The organism is Streptomyces sp. NPDC056128 (genome assembly GCF_042263835.1).
Lineage (GTDB): Bacteria > Actinomycetota > Actinomycetes > Streptomycetales > Streptomycetaceae > Streptomyces.
On the sequence record NZ_JBHJVQ010000002.1, the window covers coordinates 762,050 to 776,647 of the forward strand.

General features: G+C 72.9%; 14 protein-coding genes and 1 riboswitch. Of the genes, 4 read left to right on the top strand and 10 right to left on the bottom strand.

Annotation, left to right across the window (positions count from 1 at the left end):
- Window positions 1–205: 205 nt before the first annotated feature.
- On the top strand, window positions 206–2,305 hold the full coding sequence (locus ACFC1X_RS07385; protein WP_376349556.1) for a bifunctional glycosyltransferase 87/phosphatase PAP2 family protein: 2,100 nt from the start codon (window positions 206–208) through the stop codon (window positions 2,303–2,305).
- On the opposite strand, the gene ACFC1X_RS07390 is transcribed toward ACFC1X_RS07385, so the two are convergent.
- The 3 genes from ACFC1X_RS07390 to ACFC1X_RS07400 all read right to left on the bottom strand — a co-directional run bounded on the left by ACFC1X_RS07390 (window position 2,259) and on the right by ACFC1X_RS07400 (window position 5,026).
- The gene (locus tag ACFC1X_RS07390; RefSeq protein ID WP_376349557.1) at window positions 2,259–3,914 is read right to left on the bottom strand and encodes a hypothetical protein; all 1,656 of its coding nucleotides are present in this window, start codon (window positions 3,912–3,914) and stop codon (window positions 2,259–2,261) included. The two genes, ACFC1X_RS07385 and ACFC1X_RS07390, sit on opposite strands and share 47 nt — an antisense overlap.
- Window positions 3,915–4,008: 94 nt before the next feature.
- Window positions 4,009–4,218 (bottom strand): DUF397 domain-containing protein, encoded by a 210-nt coding sequence (locus ACFC1X_RS07395; protein ID WP_376349559.1) that lies wholly within the window; start codon window positions 4,216–4,218, stop codon window positions 4,009–4,011.
- A complete protein-coding gene (locus ACFC1X_RS07400; RefSeq protein ID WP_376349561.1) occupies window positions 4,178–5,026 on the bottom strand; it encodes a helix-turn-helix domain-containing protein in 849 nt (282 codons plus the stop codon). Before ACFC1X_RS07400 ends, ACFC1X_RS07395 begins: the two co-directional genes overlap by 41 nt.
- Window positions 5,027–5,144: 118 nt before the next feature.
- Here ACFC1X_RS07400 and ACFC1X_RS07405 point away from each other — a divergent pair, with 118 nt between their 5' ends.
- Window positions 5,145–5,525: an ATP-binding protein gene (locus tag ACFC1X_RS07405; RefSeq protein WP_376349563.1), complete on the top strand. Its 381-nt coding sequence runs from the start codon at window positions 5,145–5,147 to the stop codon at window positions 5,523–5,525.
- Here the strand turns inward: ACFC1X_RS07405 and ACFC1X_RS07410 are convergent.
- Complete coding sequence (locus tag ACFC1X_RS07410) at window positions 5,522–6,298, bottom strand: alpha/beta fold hydrolase (RefSeq protein WP_376349564.1); 777 nt, start codon at window positions 6,296–6,298, stop codon at window positions 5,522–5,524. The two genes, ACFC1X_RS07405 and ACFC1X_RS07410, sit on opposite strands and share 4 nt — an antisense overlap.
- A gap of 61 nt (window positions 6,299–6,359) precedes the next feature.
- Here ACFC1X_RS07410 and ACFC1X_RS07415 point away from each other — a divergent pair, with 61 nt between their 5' ends.
- Complete coding sequence (locus ACFC1X_RS07415) at window positions 6,360–6,773, top strand: MarR family winged helix-turn-helix transcriptional regulator (RefSeq protein WP_376349566.1); 414 nt, start codon at window positions 6,360–6,362, stop codon at window positions 6,771–6,773.
- A 7-nt stretch (window positions 6,774–6,780) separates the two neighbouring features.
- Here the strand turns inward: ACFC1X_RS07415 and ACFC1X_RS07420 are convergent, their stop codons facing one another.
- The gene (locus ACFC1X_RS07420) at window positions 6,781–7,371 is read right to left on the bottom strand and encodes a cysteine hydrolase family protein (protein ID WP_376349568.1); all 591 of its coding nucleotides are present in this window, start codon (window positions 7,369–7,371) and stop codon (window positions 6,781–6,783) included.
- Window positions 7,372–7,511: 140 nt separating this feature from the next.
- Here ACFC1X_RS07420 and ACFC1X_RS07425 point away from each other — a divergent pair, with 140 nt between their 5' ends.
- Complete coding sequence (locus ACFC1X_RS07425; protein ID WP_376349570.1) at window positions 7,512–8,513, top strand: GlxA family transcriptional regulator; 1,002 nt, start codon at window positions 7,512–7,514, stop codon at window positions 8,511–8,513.
- Window positions 8,514–8,530: 17 nt separating this feature from the next.
- On the opposite strand, the gene ACFC1X_RS07430 is transcribed toward ACFC1X_RS07425, so the two are convergent.
- From ACFC1X_RS07430 to ACFC1X_RS07450, 5 genes are all read right to left on the bottom strand, one after another.
- Complete coding sequence (locus ACFC1X_RS07430) at window positions 8,531–9,388, bottom strand: ECF transporter S component (protein WP_376349571.1); 858 nt, start codon at window positions 9,386–9,388, stop codon at window positions 8,531–8,533.
- Window positions 9,385–11,088, bottom strand: coding sequence for an ABC transporter ATP-binding protein (locus ACFC1X_RS07435; RefSeq protein ID WP_376349573.1), 1,704 nt, complete (start codon window positions 11,086–11,088; stop codon window positions 9,385–9,387). The genes ACFC1X_RS07430 and ACFC1X_RS07435 overlap by 4 nt, the downstream gene beginning before the upstream one ends.
- Window positions 11,085–12,272, bottom strand: coding sequence for an energy-coupling factor transporter transmembrane component T (locus ACFC1X_RS07440; RefSeq protein ID WP_376349575.1), 1,188 nt, complete (start codon window positions 12,270–12,272; stop codon window positions 11,085–11,087). The genes ACFC1X_RS07435 and ACFC1X_RS07440 overlap by 4 nt, the downstream gene beginning before the upstream one ends.
- A 169-nt stretch (window positions 12,273–12,441) precedes the next feature.
- A complete protein-coding gene (locus ACFC1X_RS07445) occupies window positions 12,442–13,104 on the bottom strand; it encodes an SCO2322 family protein (protein WP_376349577.1) in 663 nt (220 codons plus the stop codon).
- On the bottom strand, window positions 13,101–14,348 hold the full coding sequence (locus ACFC1X_RS07450; RefSeq protein ID WP_376349579.1) for a prenyltransferase/squalene oxidase repeat-containing protein: 1,248 nt from the start codon (window positions 14,346–14,348) through the stop codon (window positions 13,101–13,103). The genes ACFC1X_RS07445 and ACFC1X_RS07450 overlap by 4 nt, the downstream gene beginning before the upstream one ends.
- Window positions 14,349–14,477: 129 nt before the next feature.
- Window positions 14,478–14,568, bottom strand: a riboswitch (cobalamin riboswitch).
- Window positions 14,569–14,598 lie beyond the last annotated feature (30 nt).

Below are 14,598 nucleotides of genomic sequence, written 5' to 3' on the forward strand. Positions count from 1 at the left end.
CACCGTGTACGCCGCGACCTGTGATCCTTCTCGCGAAAAAGGTCCCGGAAAACGCGGAACGAAACGCGGACGGCGGTCAGGTTGAGCGGGGGCTGCCTGCGTCTCCCCCCGGGGGTGGTGCGAGCCTCATAGGGTTCGCAGGAAAGACACACTGCGTACACGGGCGCGGTACGGGCGGTTCTACGGGGCGGGAGGCCGACGAGGCGTGGCGAATGCGGAGCACAGTGGGCGACCGGCGGAGTCCTTCGGAGCGTCGGCCGCCGACGCGACCAGAGCAAGGCTGCGCGCCGCGCGCCTGGGCCTGTGGCTGATCGCCGCCGTCCTCGCCGTACGACAGCTGGCCGCGGTACTCGGCACACCGCGCGGCGAACGCCTGACGGACCTGGAGACCTGGGTGGGTGAGTACGGCGTCCTGCATGTGAAGGGGTCGCTGTACGAATCCACGCAGTTCACCGGCACCCCTTTCGTGGGCCTCGTCCTCAAACCCTTCACCCGCGCCGCCGAACAGGCCCTCGGCTGGGGCTGGACCTTCGGCTCGCTGCTGCTGGTCGTGGCCCTCGGCCTGGTGGCCGCCCGCGCCCTGCCCCAGCCCGTCGGCCGCCGTACGGCGCTGCTGGCGGCGCCCGTGGCCGTCAGCCTGCTGATGCTGTCCCTGCCGGTGCGCAACGCCCTGTGGCTCGGCCAGACCAGCATCATCCCGGTGCTCCTCGTCCTGGTCGGCTGCTTCGCCGTACGCGGCGCGCACGGCGACCGGATCGGCGGAGTCCTCATCGGCGTCGCCGCGGCCTTCCAGCCGACCGTTCTGCTCTTCGTCCCCCTGCTGTGGTTCACCGACCGCAGACGCGCCGCCGTCTCCACGGGGATCACGTTCGTCGCCTGCACCGCCGTCGCCTGGGCGGCCATGGCACAGGACTCGTACACGTACTGGGTCCACCACATGGCCGGCGTGGGCCTGGGCGGCGAGGCCGACGACCTCGCCAACCAGTCACTGCACGGCGCCCTGCTGCGGCTCGGCCTCTCCGGCCCGCTGGAGATCGTCCTCTTCCTCGCCCTCGGCGCGGCCGTCGCCGGCCTCGCCCTGCGCCGCGCCGTGCGCTACGCCCGCGACGGCCAGCTGCTGCTCGCGGTCGCCGTGACCGGCTGCGCGGCCGTCGTGGTGTCCCCGGCCACCTGGCAGCACCAGCTGCTGTGGGTGCTGCCCGCCCTGGTCGGCCGGGTCGGCAAGCGCGCCTCCGACCGGTACGTGTGGCCGGTCGCCGTCGTCCTGGTCATGACGCTGCCCGCGAAGATGATGCTGCCGAACATGGCGGCCCTGTACCCGCTGCGCGACAACGTCGTCCTGCTCGCCGCCCTGGCCGCCGCCGTCGCCGTGCCCTTCCTGTCCCGCACGTCGCCGTACTTCGAGACGCCGGTCCCGACGAGCCACGCCCCGGCGGTCCCGACCCGTTTCAAGCACGTCCCCCTGCTCCCGTTCCTGCGCCGGGTCCTCACCCGCCCGAACCTGCTCCTGGAGCTGCTCCTCATCCGGGTCACGTACGCCGCCTACTCCCAGGTCCGCCTCGCGGCGACCGGCGGCAGCAACTCGGCGGGCCGGGCCCGCGCCGAGGAGCACGGGTGGCAGATCCTCGACATCGAGCGCTTCCTGCACATCGACGTCGAGCACGCGATCAACCACGCGGTGGTGAAGGTCGGCTGGCTGCGGGACTTCTTCGACTTCTACTACACGTCGTTCCACTTCGTCGTCCCGCTGGCGGTCCTGGGCGTCCTGTACTGGCGCCGCCCGGTCGACTACCGCTGGGCCCGCGCCTCCCTGGGCTTCGCCACCCTGCTGGCCCTGGTCGGCTTCTGGCTGTATCCGCTGGCCCCGCCGCGGCTGATGCCGGGGCTCGGCATCATCGACACGGTGCACGGCGTGCAGGACTTCACGAAGCCGGACTACGGCACCCTGACGCACCTCACCAACCAGTACGCGGCGATGCCGTCGCTGCACTTCGGCTGGTCGCTGTGGTGCGGCGTGGTGATCGCGATCATCGCGCCGAAGATGTGGATGAAGGCCCTGGGCCTGCTCCACCCCCTCTTCACCGCCTCGGCGATCGTGGCGACCGGCAACCACTGGCTGCTGGACGCGGTGGGCGGCGCGGCCGTGGTCGCCGCGGGCTTCGGCCTGACGTACCTGTTCCAGGGCCCGCGGGCCAGGACCCTCACGGCGGCGGCGGTCACCGTGACCACGCCCAGGCCCCGGGGCACGTCGGAAGGAGTCAGCAGCGGTCCGCCGAGCCCGGCGAAGGACCGTACCGGGAGCTGAGCCGGTACTCACCCGGCGCCTCGACGGTCAGCCGGGTGAAGTCGCCGTCCCGCGCGAGGCAGCCGCCGTCCGACCGCAGCCACGGCGACCAGGCGACCCGCACGGTCACGGCGCCGGGCCGGTCCACGCGCAGCACGAGGTCGACGCCGGTGCTGGTCACGACGGTGCCGGGGGTGGAGACGAGCGGTACGGCGTCCCGCACCCGGTAGACCCTCCAGTGGGCGTCCTGCCAGACGGGCTCCAGCCAGTCGGGCCGCAGCTCCGGGTCCCGTACGAGTGCCGCCTCGGCCCTGGCCGGGCCGTCCGGCTTGCCGAGGGGGAGGACGACGAAGCCGACCGCCCAGTGGTCCAGCCAGGCCCGGTAGGTGGACGGGGAGAAGCTGCCGTCGTAGAAGAGGCGGGCGCGCTCCACGTCGAGCTGCCGGTTCCAGCCCCGGGCCAGATTGATGTGCGGGGCGAGCCGGGCGGCCTCGCGGTGGTCGCGGGCGGGCACCACCTCCACCCGCGTACGGTCGGCGCCCAGCCCTTCCAGCGCCCGCACGACCCCGTCCGTCCGGGCCGCCCAGGCGGGCACCACGGTGTACTCCGTGAGATCGTCGGCGGTCTTCTGCCCCACCCACCCGACGGAGTAGACCAGCGCGACGGCCAGCAGACCGCGCGCGAGCCGCCGCAGCCGGGGCGCGATGTCCGCGGGCGACGCGGAGAGCAGGGCCGCCAGCAGCACGGCGGGGGCGAACAGTTCCGCGAACCGTTCGACGTTCGTCCCGACCGGCGAGGCGATGAGGTACGTCAGTACGGTCCCGATCGCGTAGACGGCCCCGCCCCACCGGGCGACCCGCCAGGTACGCGGGGCCAGCACGGTGACGGCGAGGCCGAGCACGACCGGCGGCCATATGCGGCCCGCCGGCATCGGCTGCTCCCCGCTGAAGGGGAACAGCAGCGTCGTCAGCCCGACGACGGCGGCCGGGGGTATGAGGAGCACGAGAGCGCGCCCCCAGTCGCGCACCATCAGGTACCCGGCCCCCACCACGGCGAGGAACAACCCGGCCACCGGCGAGGCCAGGGTGGCCAGCGCCGCGTACCCGGCGGCGAGGTACAGCCTCCGCTCCCGGACCAGCGGCACGCAGGCGGCCACGGCGAAGGCGACGCCGAGCGCGAAGGTGGTCCGGCCCGAGGCGACGTTGCACCACAGCGCGAGCGACGCGAGCAGCGCGGGCCACAGCGGCCGGCGTACTCCGCTCCGTACGATCAGCACGGCCGTCAGCCAGGAGGCGGCCAGGCCGGCGACCAGGGTGACGGTGCGCACCCCGAGCAGGGCCATCAAGTACGGCGAGATGACGCTGTAGTTGGCGGTGTGCATCCCGCCGTACCAGAACAGCCCGTACGCCGAACCCCCGTGCCGCGACGCGAAGTCCGCCCACGCCTGCTGGGCGGCGAGGTCACCCCCGCCCGTGGCGAGAAACACCCACCACACCGCGTACAGCGGGATGATGGGCAGCGTGGCGAGCAACGGCACGCGATGCCGGTGCCCGAAGGCACGCAGGGCATCGCTCGCGCGTCTCTCCTGACGCCGATCGGGCCTGGGGACGGTGAGTTCGGCAGGGACCACGGTCGAGGTTTCCGTTCGGCGTCATCGGGGTGCACGGCGGGGGCACGTGCGAAGACGATAAATCGAACAGAAACGTTGTCCGTGACCGGTCAGATCATTCGGGAGTGGCGGAGGCCCAGCCGACGAAGGTGGCGAACGTGGCGGGGGTGAGGGTGAGGATCGGGCCCGCGGGGGTCTTGGAGTCGCGGACGGCGACGGTGGGGTGGGGGGTCAGCTCGGCTACCTCGACGCAGTTGCCGCCTTGGTCGCCGCTGTAGCTGGACTTACGCCACTGGATCCCCGTCGGAATCGCCTTGCTCTCCATAGCTGTCCTCCATCAAGCCCCGGATGAACTCCGCCGATTCTCGGAGGGAGAGTGCGGATGCCTGGAGATGATCGTATCGGAGTGAGCAGTCTTTGACGGTGTCCGGATTGGCGGTCGGATGCCCACTTCCGTACCCCTCGGTATAGACGATGGACGGATCGCTCGCGAATCGGTAGACGTCGAACGAGCCTTGTAGCCCCGCGTGTGCTCCCGCCGAGAAGGGCAGAATCTGGATGTTGATCCGTGGATTGGCCTCGAAGGCCAACAGGCGGGCGAGTTGCTCCCGCATGACCCTGCGACCACCGATCTTCTGATGCAGCGCGGCCTCACTGAGCACGGCCCAGAAGACCGGCGGCACCTCCTTCTCGAAGATGTTCTGGCGGGCGATCCGGACGGCGGTGCGGTCGTCGAGGTTGCTCTGGTCCAGGGCGCCGAGGACGGCACGGGCGTACGCGTTGGTCTGCAGTAGACCGTGGACCATGTGCGTCTCGAACGAGTAGATCTCGGTGGCCCTCGCCTGCAACTCGGCCACCTGTTGAAACCATGCGGGCTGCTGGCTGCGCATCACCAGGTCGACCAGCCGGGACAGTAAGCCGCCCGTACCGAGCGCGGCGTCTACGCGCTCGCTGAACTCACGCGTCGGAACCTTCCGCGCTGTTTCGATCTGCCCGACCAGCGAGCCGGTGTAGTTGACGATGTCCCCGAGCTGCCGCTGCGTGAGACCGGCCGCCTCCCGATGGCGGCGCAACTCGAAGCCGTAGTAGTCGAGCGGTGAGGCGCCCGGGTCGAGGACGTTGACGTGGGTCATGCGAAGAGCCCCCTCTCGCACAACTCGGCCCACTGCGGGACCGGTTGTATCCGTTCCGTAGCCCACGGTAGTCGTCCGACGTCAGGCTCGTGCCGTGAATCAATTCTTTCTCTATCGGATGAGCTTCACGGCCGGCGCGCACTCGGCCCGGCACGTCCGCCGCATCGTCCGCTCGTACCTGCGCGAGTGGGACCGCACCGACCTGGCCGAGGCCGTGGAACTCGGTGTGACCGAGCTGCTGGCCAACGTCGTACGCCATGTCCCGGACCGCCGCTGCACGGTGCTGTTGCTGCGGCAGGCGGGCGGTGGCGTCCGGGTGGAGGTGGCGGACGGCAGTCCCCGGCACCCCGTCCTGGCCGCGCGGGTGAGCGACGACTCGGAGAGCGGGCGGGGGCTGGTGCTGCTGGACGCGGTGGTGGACAAGTGGGGCGTGGAGCCGGGGCCGAGGGGCGGCAAGGCCGTGTGGTTCGAGTGCGGGGGCGGCTCCGCACCGGACTAGAGCTGTGCGAGGAAGGGATCGATCGCCGCCCAGGTCGCGTCGGGGGCCTCGAGGTGAGGGAGGTGTCCGGCTTCCGGGACCTCGATGAACTGCGCGTCGGGTACGGCGCGTGCGACGGCCCGCCCATAGGCCGGCGTGACGACGCGGTCGCTCTCGCCCCAGACCACGAGTGTCGGGACGTCCACCGTGTCGAGCCGGCCGAGCAGCGTCGGATCGCTCATGCTCCGGCCCGCGACGGCGGCCACGGCGCGTCGGTTCGCCTGCTGGATCGCCCGCTGCTCGTCGGTGAGGCGGGCCGGGTCGACGTAGCCGCGCTCCGGGTCGTGCCAGGCGGCCTCGGCGAGCCCGCGGGCGTCGAGGGCGAAGAAGTCCGCGACGGGCTCGCCGTCCACCACCGGGCCGACGCCGTTGATGACGACCACGCCCCCGATCACTCCTGCGTGGCGGTCGTCGGAGGCGGCCTGCACCGCCATCTCAAGAGCGACCCACCCGCCGATCGAGGACCCGATCAGCACGACGTCGCGCGCTTCGTGCTCGCGCAGGCGGGCGAGATAGGCGGCCGCGAGCTGAGCGATCGAGGCGATGGAGTCGGGGCGCGCCGTGCCCTCCCAGCCGGGATGCGTGGGCGCGAACGAGTGCAGGGTGGCTGCGAGATGCCCCACGACGGGCGCGACGGTCCGGGGTCCACCGCCACCGTGCAGCACGAGGGCGGTGCGTGCTGCGGGGGAGCCGGCCTGGAGGGCGGGAAGGTCCTCGACGAGAGAGAGGTTCATGGCGCTCCGCTGTAAGCAATGAATCAACATATTTATATAAGAGTGTTGATACGCTACCACCATGACGACCGACCTGGAAGCCCTCGGGCAGGCGATCAAGCGTGCCCAGTACCGCAATCACCGTGCGATGGACGCCGCGCTGCGCGAGATCGGGGTCAGCCTCGTCCAGTGGGACGCTCTGCGCGCCATCGAGCGGATGCCCGGAGCCTCCGGGCACGAACTCGCTGTCGCGACGTTCCAGAGCGACCAGGCGTTCGGCACGCTCGCGAACCGGCTCGTGGATCGCGGGCTCATCACCCGGTCCGCGGGCCATGGGCGACGCCTCGAACACGCGCTCACCGAGTCGGGGCAGGCAGCACTCGCGGAAGGCCGGCAGTTGGCGACCGGCGCCCTGCGGGACCTCTTCGCACCTCTCGGCGAGGCGCAACGGGCGCACCTGCTTCGAGCCCTCCGGGATCTCACCGAGGACCACTAGGCCGGGGCTAGGTCAGGGACTCCTGCGACGGCACGACGACCCCGTACATGTCGGCGACCGTGGCGAGGGCGCTGTAGTGCACCTGGCGGGCGTCGAGTTCGGTGTCCGCGACCGGGAGGGCACGGGTGGCGCAGGCGTCGGCGACGACCGTGGGGCGGTTGCCGCGCAGGAAGGCGCCCTGGGCGGTGAAGGCCACGCACATGTGCGTCATGAAGCCGATGACGACGAGGTCGTTGTTGCCTGCCGCGTCGACGTGCTCGCCCAGGTCCGTGCCGAAGAAGGAGTCCGGTGCCTTCTTGGTGACGACGGGTTCGCCGTCGACCGGTGCGACGCTCGGGTGGATCTGCCCGATCTCGGCCCCGAGGTCGTACGGGGTGCCCTCGCCGCCGTCGTGGACGACGTGGATGACCTGGGCGCCTTCCCGGCGGGCGCGGGCCAGCAGCCGGGCACCGGCGTCGAGCGCGGCCTGCCAGCCGTCGAGTTCCATCACGCCGGTCGTGTAGGTGTTCTGGTAGTCGACGAGGACGAGGGTGGAGTCGGCGAGCTTGGCGGGGGTGTCGTCGAGTCCGTTGAGGCGGCGGAGGGTGGTTCTGGGCATGGGAAGACTCCTGGTTCCGGAGGGAATTGGTATACCTGCGCCTTCGACGCTATGACCCTCCGACGATGTCGGCAATGTCGTCTAACCTGCAGATACCGACATGGCGGCGATGCCCGGCACCTGGGAGACCCTTGAACCCCTTGAACCCCTCTCACCCCGTAAGAAGACTGATCGTCGTCGTCCTCTTCGAGGGCGTCGACCTGCTGGACGTCACCGGACCGCCGGAGGTGTTCTCCCTCGCGCGGCGCGAGACGGAGGACGCGGCGGGCTACGAGGTGGTCCTCACCGCCGGGACCATGGACCCGGTCACCACCGCCGCAGGGGTCCGCGTCCTGCCCGACGCCACGTTCGAGGGGATGTCCGCGCGGCGTATCGACACCTTGATCGTGCCCGGCGCGGTCGAGATCGACGACCGACGCAGGGTCCGGGCGCTCACCGACCCGGCGGTGGTCGAGTGGGTGAGGAGGCTCGCGGAACGGACCCGACGGGTCACGTCGGTCTGCGTCGGAGCGCACATCCTGGCCGCCGCCGGACTCCTCGACGGCAAGCGGGCCACGACGCACTGGTCGACTGCGCGGCAACTCGCGGACGACCACCCGGCGGTCGAGGTCGACGCCGACCCGATCTTCGTCCGCGAGGGCGACGTGTGGACCGGCGCGGGCATCAGCTCCTGCCTGGACCTGTCCCTCGCCCTGGTCGCCGACGACCTCGGCGAGGCGGTGGCGCTTCGCGTGGCCCGGCAGTTGGTGATGTACCTGAAGCGGCCGAGCGGGCAGAGCCAGTTCAGCGTCCCGCTGGAGCAGGTCTCCACGACCCGGCGCGTCGAGGAGCTGCGCCATCACATCATGCGCAACCTCGCCGAACCGCTCACCGTCGCCGACCTCGCCGCCCGCCTCCACGTCAGCGACCGCCAGCTCACCCGCATCTTCAAGACCGAACTCGGCACGACCCCGCACGCCTACATCGAGTCCGCCCGCGTCGAGGCGGCCCGCCACCAGCTCGAATCCACCGACGCCACCCTGGACCGCCTCGCCACCACCTGCGGCTTCGGCACCGTCGACACCCTGATCAGAGCCTTCCGCCGCCGCCTCGACACGACCCCGACGGAGTACCGGCGCAGGTTCCGGACGGGGCTTGGCTGAGTGGCCCCGATCACCCTTTACGCGGGACGGTTCGCCTTGTCGGGGTCTTCGAAGGTGATCGGGGCCTCGAAGGCCGCTCTGCGGGTGGCGCGGCGTAGCGCCTTCAGGACCGGGGTGCCGAGGGTGAGGGTCAGGACGACCGTCATCGCGGCGCGGCCGCCGTCCCAGCCGAGGGACGTGGCCAGGCAGTAGGCGAGGAAGCGGGCCAGGTTGGAGGCGACCGACGCGTCCGGGTCGAAGGCGATGTTCGAGGCGAGGGTGTTCATGAAGGTCCAGCCCGCCAGATTCATCACCGTGCCGTAGGCGAAGGCCGCCAGGAAGCCGTACGCGGCCAGCAGGAGGAGTTCGGCGCGGCCGCGCAGGCGGTCGGGGGCGGGCAGCAGGCCCGCGCCCATCGTGAACCAGCCCATCGACAGCATCTGGAACGGCATCCACGGGCCCACCCCGCCCGTGAGCAGCGCAGACGCGAACATCGTGACCGAGCCGAGGACGAAGCCGAAGCCCGGGCCGAGGACCCGGCCGCTGAGGACCATCAGGAAGAACATCGGCTCCAGACCGGCCGTCCCCGCGCCGATGGGGCGCAGGGCCGCGCCCGCCGCCGCCAGGACGCCGAGCATCGCCACGGCCTTCGGGCCCAGGCCCGACTCCGAGATCGTCGCCGCCACCACGGCCACCAGCAGCACCAGCAGGCCCGCGAACAGCCACGGCGCGTCCTGGGCGTGTGCGTTGAGGGAGGCGTCCGGCGGTGCCAGGAAGGGCCAGCCGAAGCCGGCCACGCCGACCGCGCTGACCAGGATCAGTGCGGTGACCGAGCGAGGGCCCAGGCGGACGGCGCGGGCCTGGCGGTCGTGGGGAGCGACACGGTTCCCGGTCATGCCAGGGCCTCTCGTACCTGCGCGACCGTGAGCCACTTACGCGGGGCCAGTACCTTCGCCACCTGCGGCGCGAAGGACGGGGAGGCCACCACCACGTCCGCCGCCGGGCCGTCGGCGATCACCTCGCCCTCGGCGAGCAGCACCACCCGGTGGGCCAGCTCGGCGGCCAGCTCCACGTCGTGCGTGGCCAGCACGATCGCGTGCCCCTCGGCCGCCAGACCGCGCAGGATGCCGGCCAGGCGGGCCTTCGCCGCGTAGTCCAGGCCGCGCGTCGGCTCGTCCAGCAGGAGGAGGGGAGGGCGGGCCGTGAGGACCACGGACAGGGCGAGGGTGAGGCGCTGGCCCTCCGAGAGGTCGCGGGGGTGCGTGTCGTCCGTGACGCCGGGGAGCAGTTGGGTGAGGAGGGCGCGGCAGGTGCCGGGGGTCGCGTCCGCGTCCCGGTCGGCGGCCGCGCACTCGCCGGCGACCGTGTCGGCGTACAGCAGGTCCCGCGGCTCCTGGGGGACCAGGCCGACGCGGCGTACGAGGTCGCGGGGTGCCGTGCGGTGCGGTACGGCGTCGCCCGCCCGGACCGTACCGGAGGACGGTGCGACGAGGCCGACGAGCGCGGAGAGGAGCGTCGACTTGCCCGCGCCGTTGCGGCCCATCAGGGCGACGGTCTCGCCCGGGGAGACGGTCAGGTCGATGTGGCGCAGGGCCTGGACGCGGTCGCGGCGCACGGCGAGGGAGCGGACCTCGGCGGCGTACGGGGCGGGGGTGGGGGTGGGGTTGGCGGTCGGCTGCGCGGCCTTGCGGCCGCGGAGTCGTCGGCGGCGGGGGGTCGCGCCGAGGGCGGGCGGTGCGGGGAGTACGGCCGTCGGCGGGGTGTGCTCCGGGATCCGGCGGTCGGCCAGCCGTTCCCGCAGCGGGGCCGCGCGGCGGCGGGCGTCGCGGATCGTCAGCGGCAGCGGGGACCAGCCGGCCAGCCTGCCAAGACCCACCACCGGCGGATACACCGGGGACATGGCCATCACGTCCGCGGGGGCGCCGAGCACCGGCGCGGCACCCGGGGCCTGGAGCAGCACGACCTGGTCGGCGTACTGGATGACCCGCTCCAGGCGGTGCTCGGCCATCAGGACCGTCGTACCGAGGTCGTGGACGAGGCGCTGGAGGACGGCCAGGACCTCCTCGGCGGCGGCGGGGTCCAGGGCGGAGGTCGGCTCGTCCAGGACCAGCACGTCGGGATGCGGGGTGAGGACCGAGCCGATGGCGACCCGCTGCTGCTGGCCGCCGGAGAGCGTGGCGATGGGGCGGGAGCGGAGGTCGGAGAGGCCCAGGAGGTCGAGGGTCTCCTCGACCCGGCGGCGCATCACGTCGGGGGCCAGGCCCAGCGACTCCATGCCGTAGGCCAGTTCGTCCTCGACGGTGTCCGTCACGAAGTGGGAGAGCGGGTCCTGGCCCACCGTGCCGACCACGTCGGCGAGTTCACGCGGTTTGTGGGTGCGGGTGTCGCGGCCGGCCACGGTGACCCGGCCGCGCAGGGTGCCGCCGGTGAAGTGCGGGACGAGGCCGCCGACCGCGCCGAGGACGGTGGACTTGCCGACGCCGGACGGGCCCGCGAGGAGGACCAGTTCGCCCTCCGGGACCTCGAAGTCCACGCCCTGGACGGCTGGTTGGGTCAGTCCGTCGTACGTGACCGACACGTCCTCGAAGCGGATCACGACGGCTCCTTCGCGGCGGTCTCGGGTGCGGGGGTGATGAACGCCGGGAGCAGGCCGACGAGGATCGCGGCGGCCGGCCACAGCGGGAGCGACGGCGCGACCAGCGGGACCACGCTCGGGTGCAGCGCCGCCGGGTCGCGGGCGGCGGCGAGGAACAGCGCGGCCGCGACCGCCACGCCGGAGCCGGTCACCAGCCAGGCGCGGGCGTCCCAGCGGTCCGGGCGGTAGCGGGTGCGGACCGTGCGCCGTCCGCCGAGCCACAGGCCCGCGAGCGCGGCTCCGAGGCCGACGACCAGGACGGGGATGCCGTATGTGCCGCCCGCGGCGGTGAGCAGCCCGTACGTTCCCGCGCAGACGCCGAGCAGGCCGCCCAGGGTGAGGGCGGCGGTGGTACGGCGGACGGCGGTGGGGACCTGGGCGGTACGGCCGTAGCCGCGGGCGTCCATCGCGGCGGCGAGGGCGACGGAGCGCTCCAGGGCGCCCTCCAGTACCGGGAGTCCGACCTGGAGCAGGCCCCGTACGCCCTTGTCTGGGCGGCCCCGGAGGCGGCGGGCGGCGCGCAGGCGCTGGACGTCGGCGATGAGGTTCGGCGCGAAGGTGAGGGCGACGACGACGGCGACGCCCATCTCGTACAGGGCGCCGGGGAGGGACTTGAGGAGGCGGGAGGGGTTGGCGAGGGCGTTCGCGGCGCCGACGCAGATGAGGAGCGTGGCGAGCTTCATCGCGTCGTACAGGGCGAAGGCGAGGCCCTCGGCGGTGACCCGGCCGCCCAGGCGGATGCCCTGCGCCCAGTCGGGGAGGGGGACTTCGGGGAGCGTGACGAGGGTGTGGGTGCCGGGGATGGGGGAGCCGAGGACCGTGGTGAAGAGGAGGCGGATGACGAGGACGGCCAGGGCGAGCTTGACGAAGGCGCCGTAGGAACGGGACCACGGGGCGTGGGGGCGGCGGGAGATCACGACGTAGGCGGAGACGGCGATGAGGAGGGAGAGGAGGAGGGGGTTGGTGGTGCGGGTGGCGGCGGTACCGAGGGAGAGGGCCCAGAGCCACCAGGCGCCGGGGTGGAGGGGGGTGGGGGGCTGGTGGAGGGGGGTGGGTGCGGCGGACCGCGGTCGCGCGGTGGCGGTGTGCTGGTGGCGGGGGGTGGGTGCGCTTGCCGGCGCTTGCCGGGTGCCGCCTGCGCCCACCCGTGCCGCCCCAGCGGCACGACTGCCCGCAGGCTGGGTGGGACGGCTGCCTGCGGGCTGGGTGGCGCGGCTGCCCGCAGGCGGCGTGGCGCTGGTGTCCGCAGGCTGGGTGGGACGGCTGCCCGCGGGCTGCGCGGCACGGCTGCCCGCAGGCGGCGTGTCTCCGGGCTCAGTCGGCGGCATTCCTGCGCCGCCTTGCCTGCCAGGCTGTTGCTCCGGCCAGGACTGCCACCACCGCGATGCCCGCGATCAGGCCGACGGACGGGCCGTCGTCGGTGTTGTCGTCCTGGGTGGCCTGCTGGTCCGGGGATTCGGTGGCCGTCGGGTTGGCCTCCTGCGACACCTGCTCGCCGCAGCCCGACTTCGGGTAGCCGCCGATCGCGCACAGCAGCGCGCTGGTGTTGTAGCGGAGCGGGCCCGCGACGTCGGCCAGGGCGTCGGCCGTCGTGGCGTCCGGAGCGACCTGCGCGCAGGCCGTGCGCCGGGCCGGCGGGGTCTCGCCGGACGGCGCGTCGGCCGCCGTACCGAAGTCGAGGACGAGGGCGACCCGCTTGCTGCCGTCCTCGGCCGGGGTCTTCGCGCAGATCGACGCGAAGTCCGCGGTGCCGCGCGGCTTGGCCGCGTCGCCCGAGTTCGCGCTCACCGCGAAGCGGAAGCCCTGGACGTCGCCGTCCGAGGGACGGGCGAGGGACGGGCCCTGGGTGGCGTACACCCACCGGTCGCCGTCGCGGTCCCAGAAGGACCAGTAGCGGTACCCGGCGGCCTGCGCCTGGCCCGCGCTTCCGATCAGCAGGAACGCGGCCAGGAACAGGAGGACGAGACGGCGGGTCACGGCTGCTGCTTCCGCTTGCGGCCGCTGAGCAGGAAGCCGATGCCGATGCCGAAGACCAGGCAGACGCCGACGAACCACCAGACGCCGAAGCCGGAGTCGTCGCTCTTCTCGTTCTCGTTCCCGTCCGCGGCCTGGTCGCTCGCCGTGGCGGAGTCGCTCGCCTTCGCTCCCTGGGGGGCCGGCCCCGTCGCGTTGAGTCCCTCCACCAGGTCCGTGCCGCCGAAGTCGCGCGGATCGGTGCCGGTGGCGTGGGCGGCGAAGATCAGCTGGGCGTAGGCGGACGGGCCGCTCTCCTTTGCCCACTTCGCGGCGTTCTTCTCCAGCCAGGCCAGCGGCTCGGCCGCCTTGTCCGCGCCGCCCTGCGCGGCGAGCGCGACGACCGCGTCGGCGGTGTTGCCGTAGTCGGGCTGGTCGGGGGAGCCGCCGAGGGCGGACTTGAGGTGGCCGTCCTTGGCGACGGCGGCGGCGAGGTACGCCGCGCCGTTCGCGGCGGCCTGCTCACGGTCGGGCTTGTCGGCGCAGGTGGCGGCGGCCGCCTTCTTGCCGGGCTCGGTGACCAGGCCCTTGCCGAGCGAGCCGAGGACGCCGGCGGCCGTGGCGTCGGCGTTGGGGAGCAGCTTGCCGTCCTTGTCGGGCTGGAAGGCGAAGGCTCCGTCGTCCTTGGAGCAGGGGAGGGCGAACGTCAGCAGGGCGTCGTACGGGGACTTGCCGCCCTTGGTGACCTTCGTGGGATCGGTCTCCGTGGCGGTCAGGGCGCCGATGACGAGGGAGGTGGAGTTCGCGTCACTGGGGCCGCCGGCGGCGTAGCCCCAGCCGCCGTCCTTGTTCTGCACGGACTTCAGCCAGTCGAGGGCGTCCTCGACGACGTCACCATGTCCGCCGACGGCCCACAGCGCCTGGACCGCGGCGGCGGTCTGGTTGGTGTCGACCATGGTCTTGGCGTCGCACGCCTTGGCCGGGTCGGCGCGGAACGGGGCGAAGGCGCCGTTCGCGCACTGCTGGCCGGTGAGCCACTCCACGGCCTTCGGCGACGGGATCACGCCCACGGTGTCCTGCGCGAGCAGCGCGAAGGACTGGCGCCAGACGCCGTCGAACTGGGGGTCGCCGGTGCCGAACAACGCGGCCGGCTTGGACGCGGAGGCGGAGGCGGAAGGTGACGGGTCGGCGGCGATCGCGGGCGCGGCGGCGCCGATCACTGCTGCGGCGGCCAGGACCGCGGCGCTGCCTCGACGACGGACGTTCATGATCGGCGGGTGCCTTTCCCTGTGCGGGACCGGGCAGCACGGGGCACCCCCGGCGGCTCGGCCCCGTATGCCTCGACGGTGCCCGTGCTCCGGCGGGCGCCGGGCACGTGAGCCGGTCACGTCCGCGCGGGGCATTCCGGCTGACCGTCCGCGGAGGTCCCTGGGCGGGCGCGGCCGGTTCACGGTTGCGGGTCAGCGCCGGAATTGCACCGGCTTCCCCCCGTACGGGTGATGACGACCCCGCCACTTT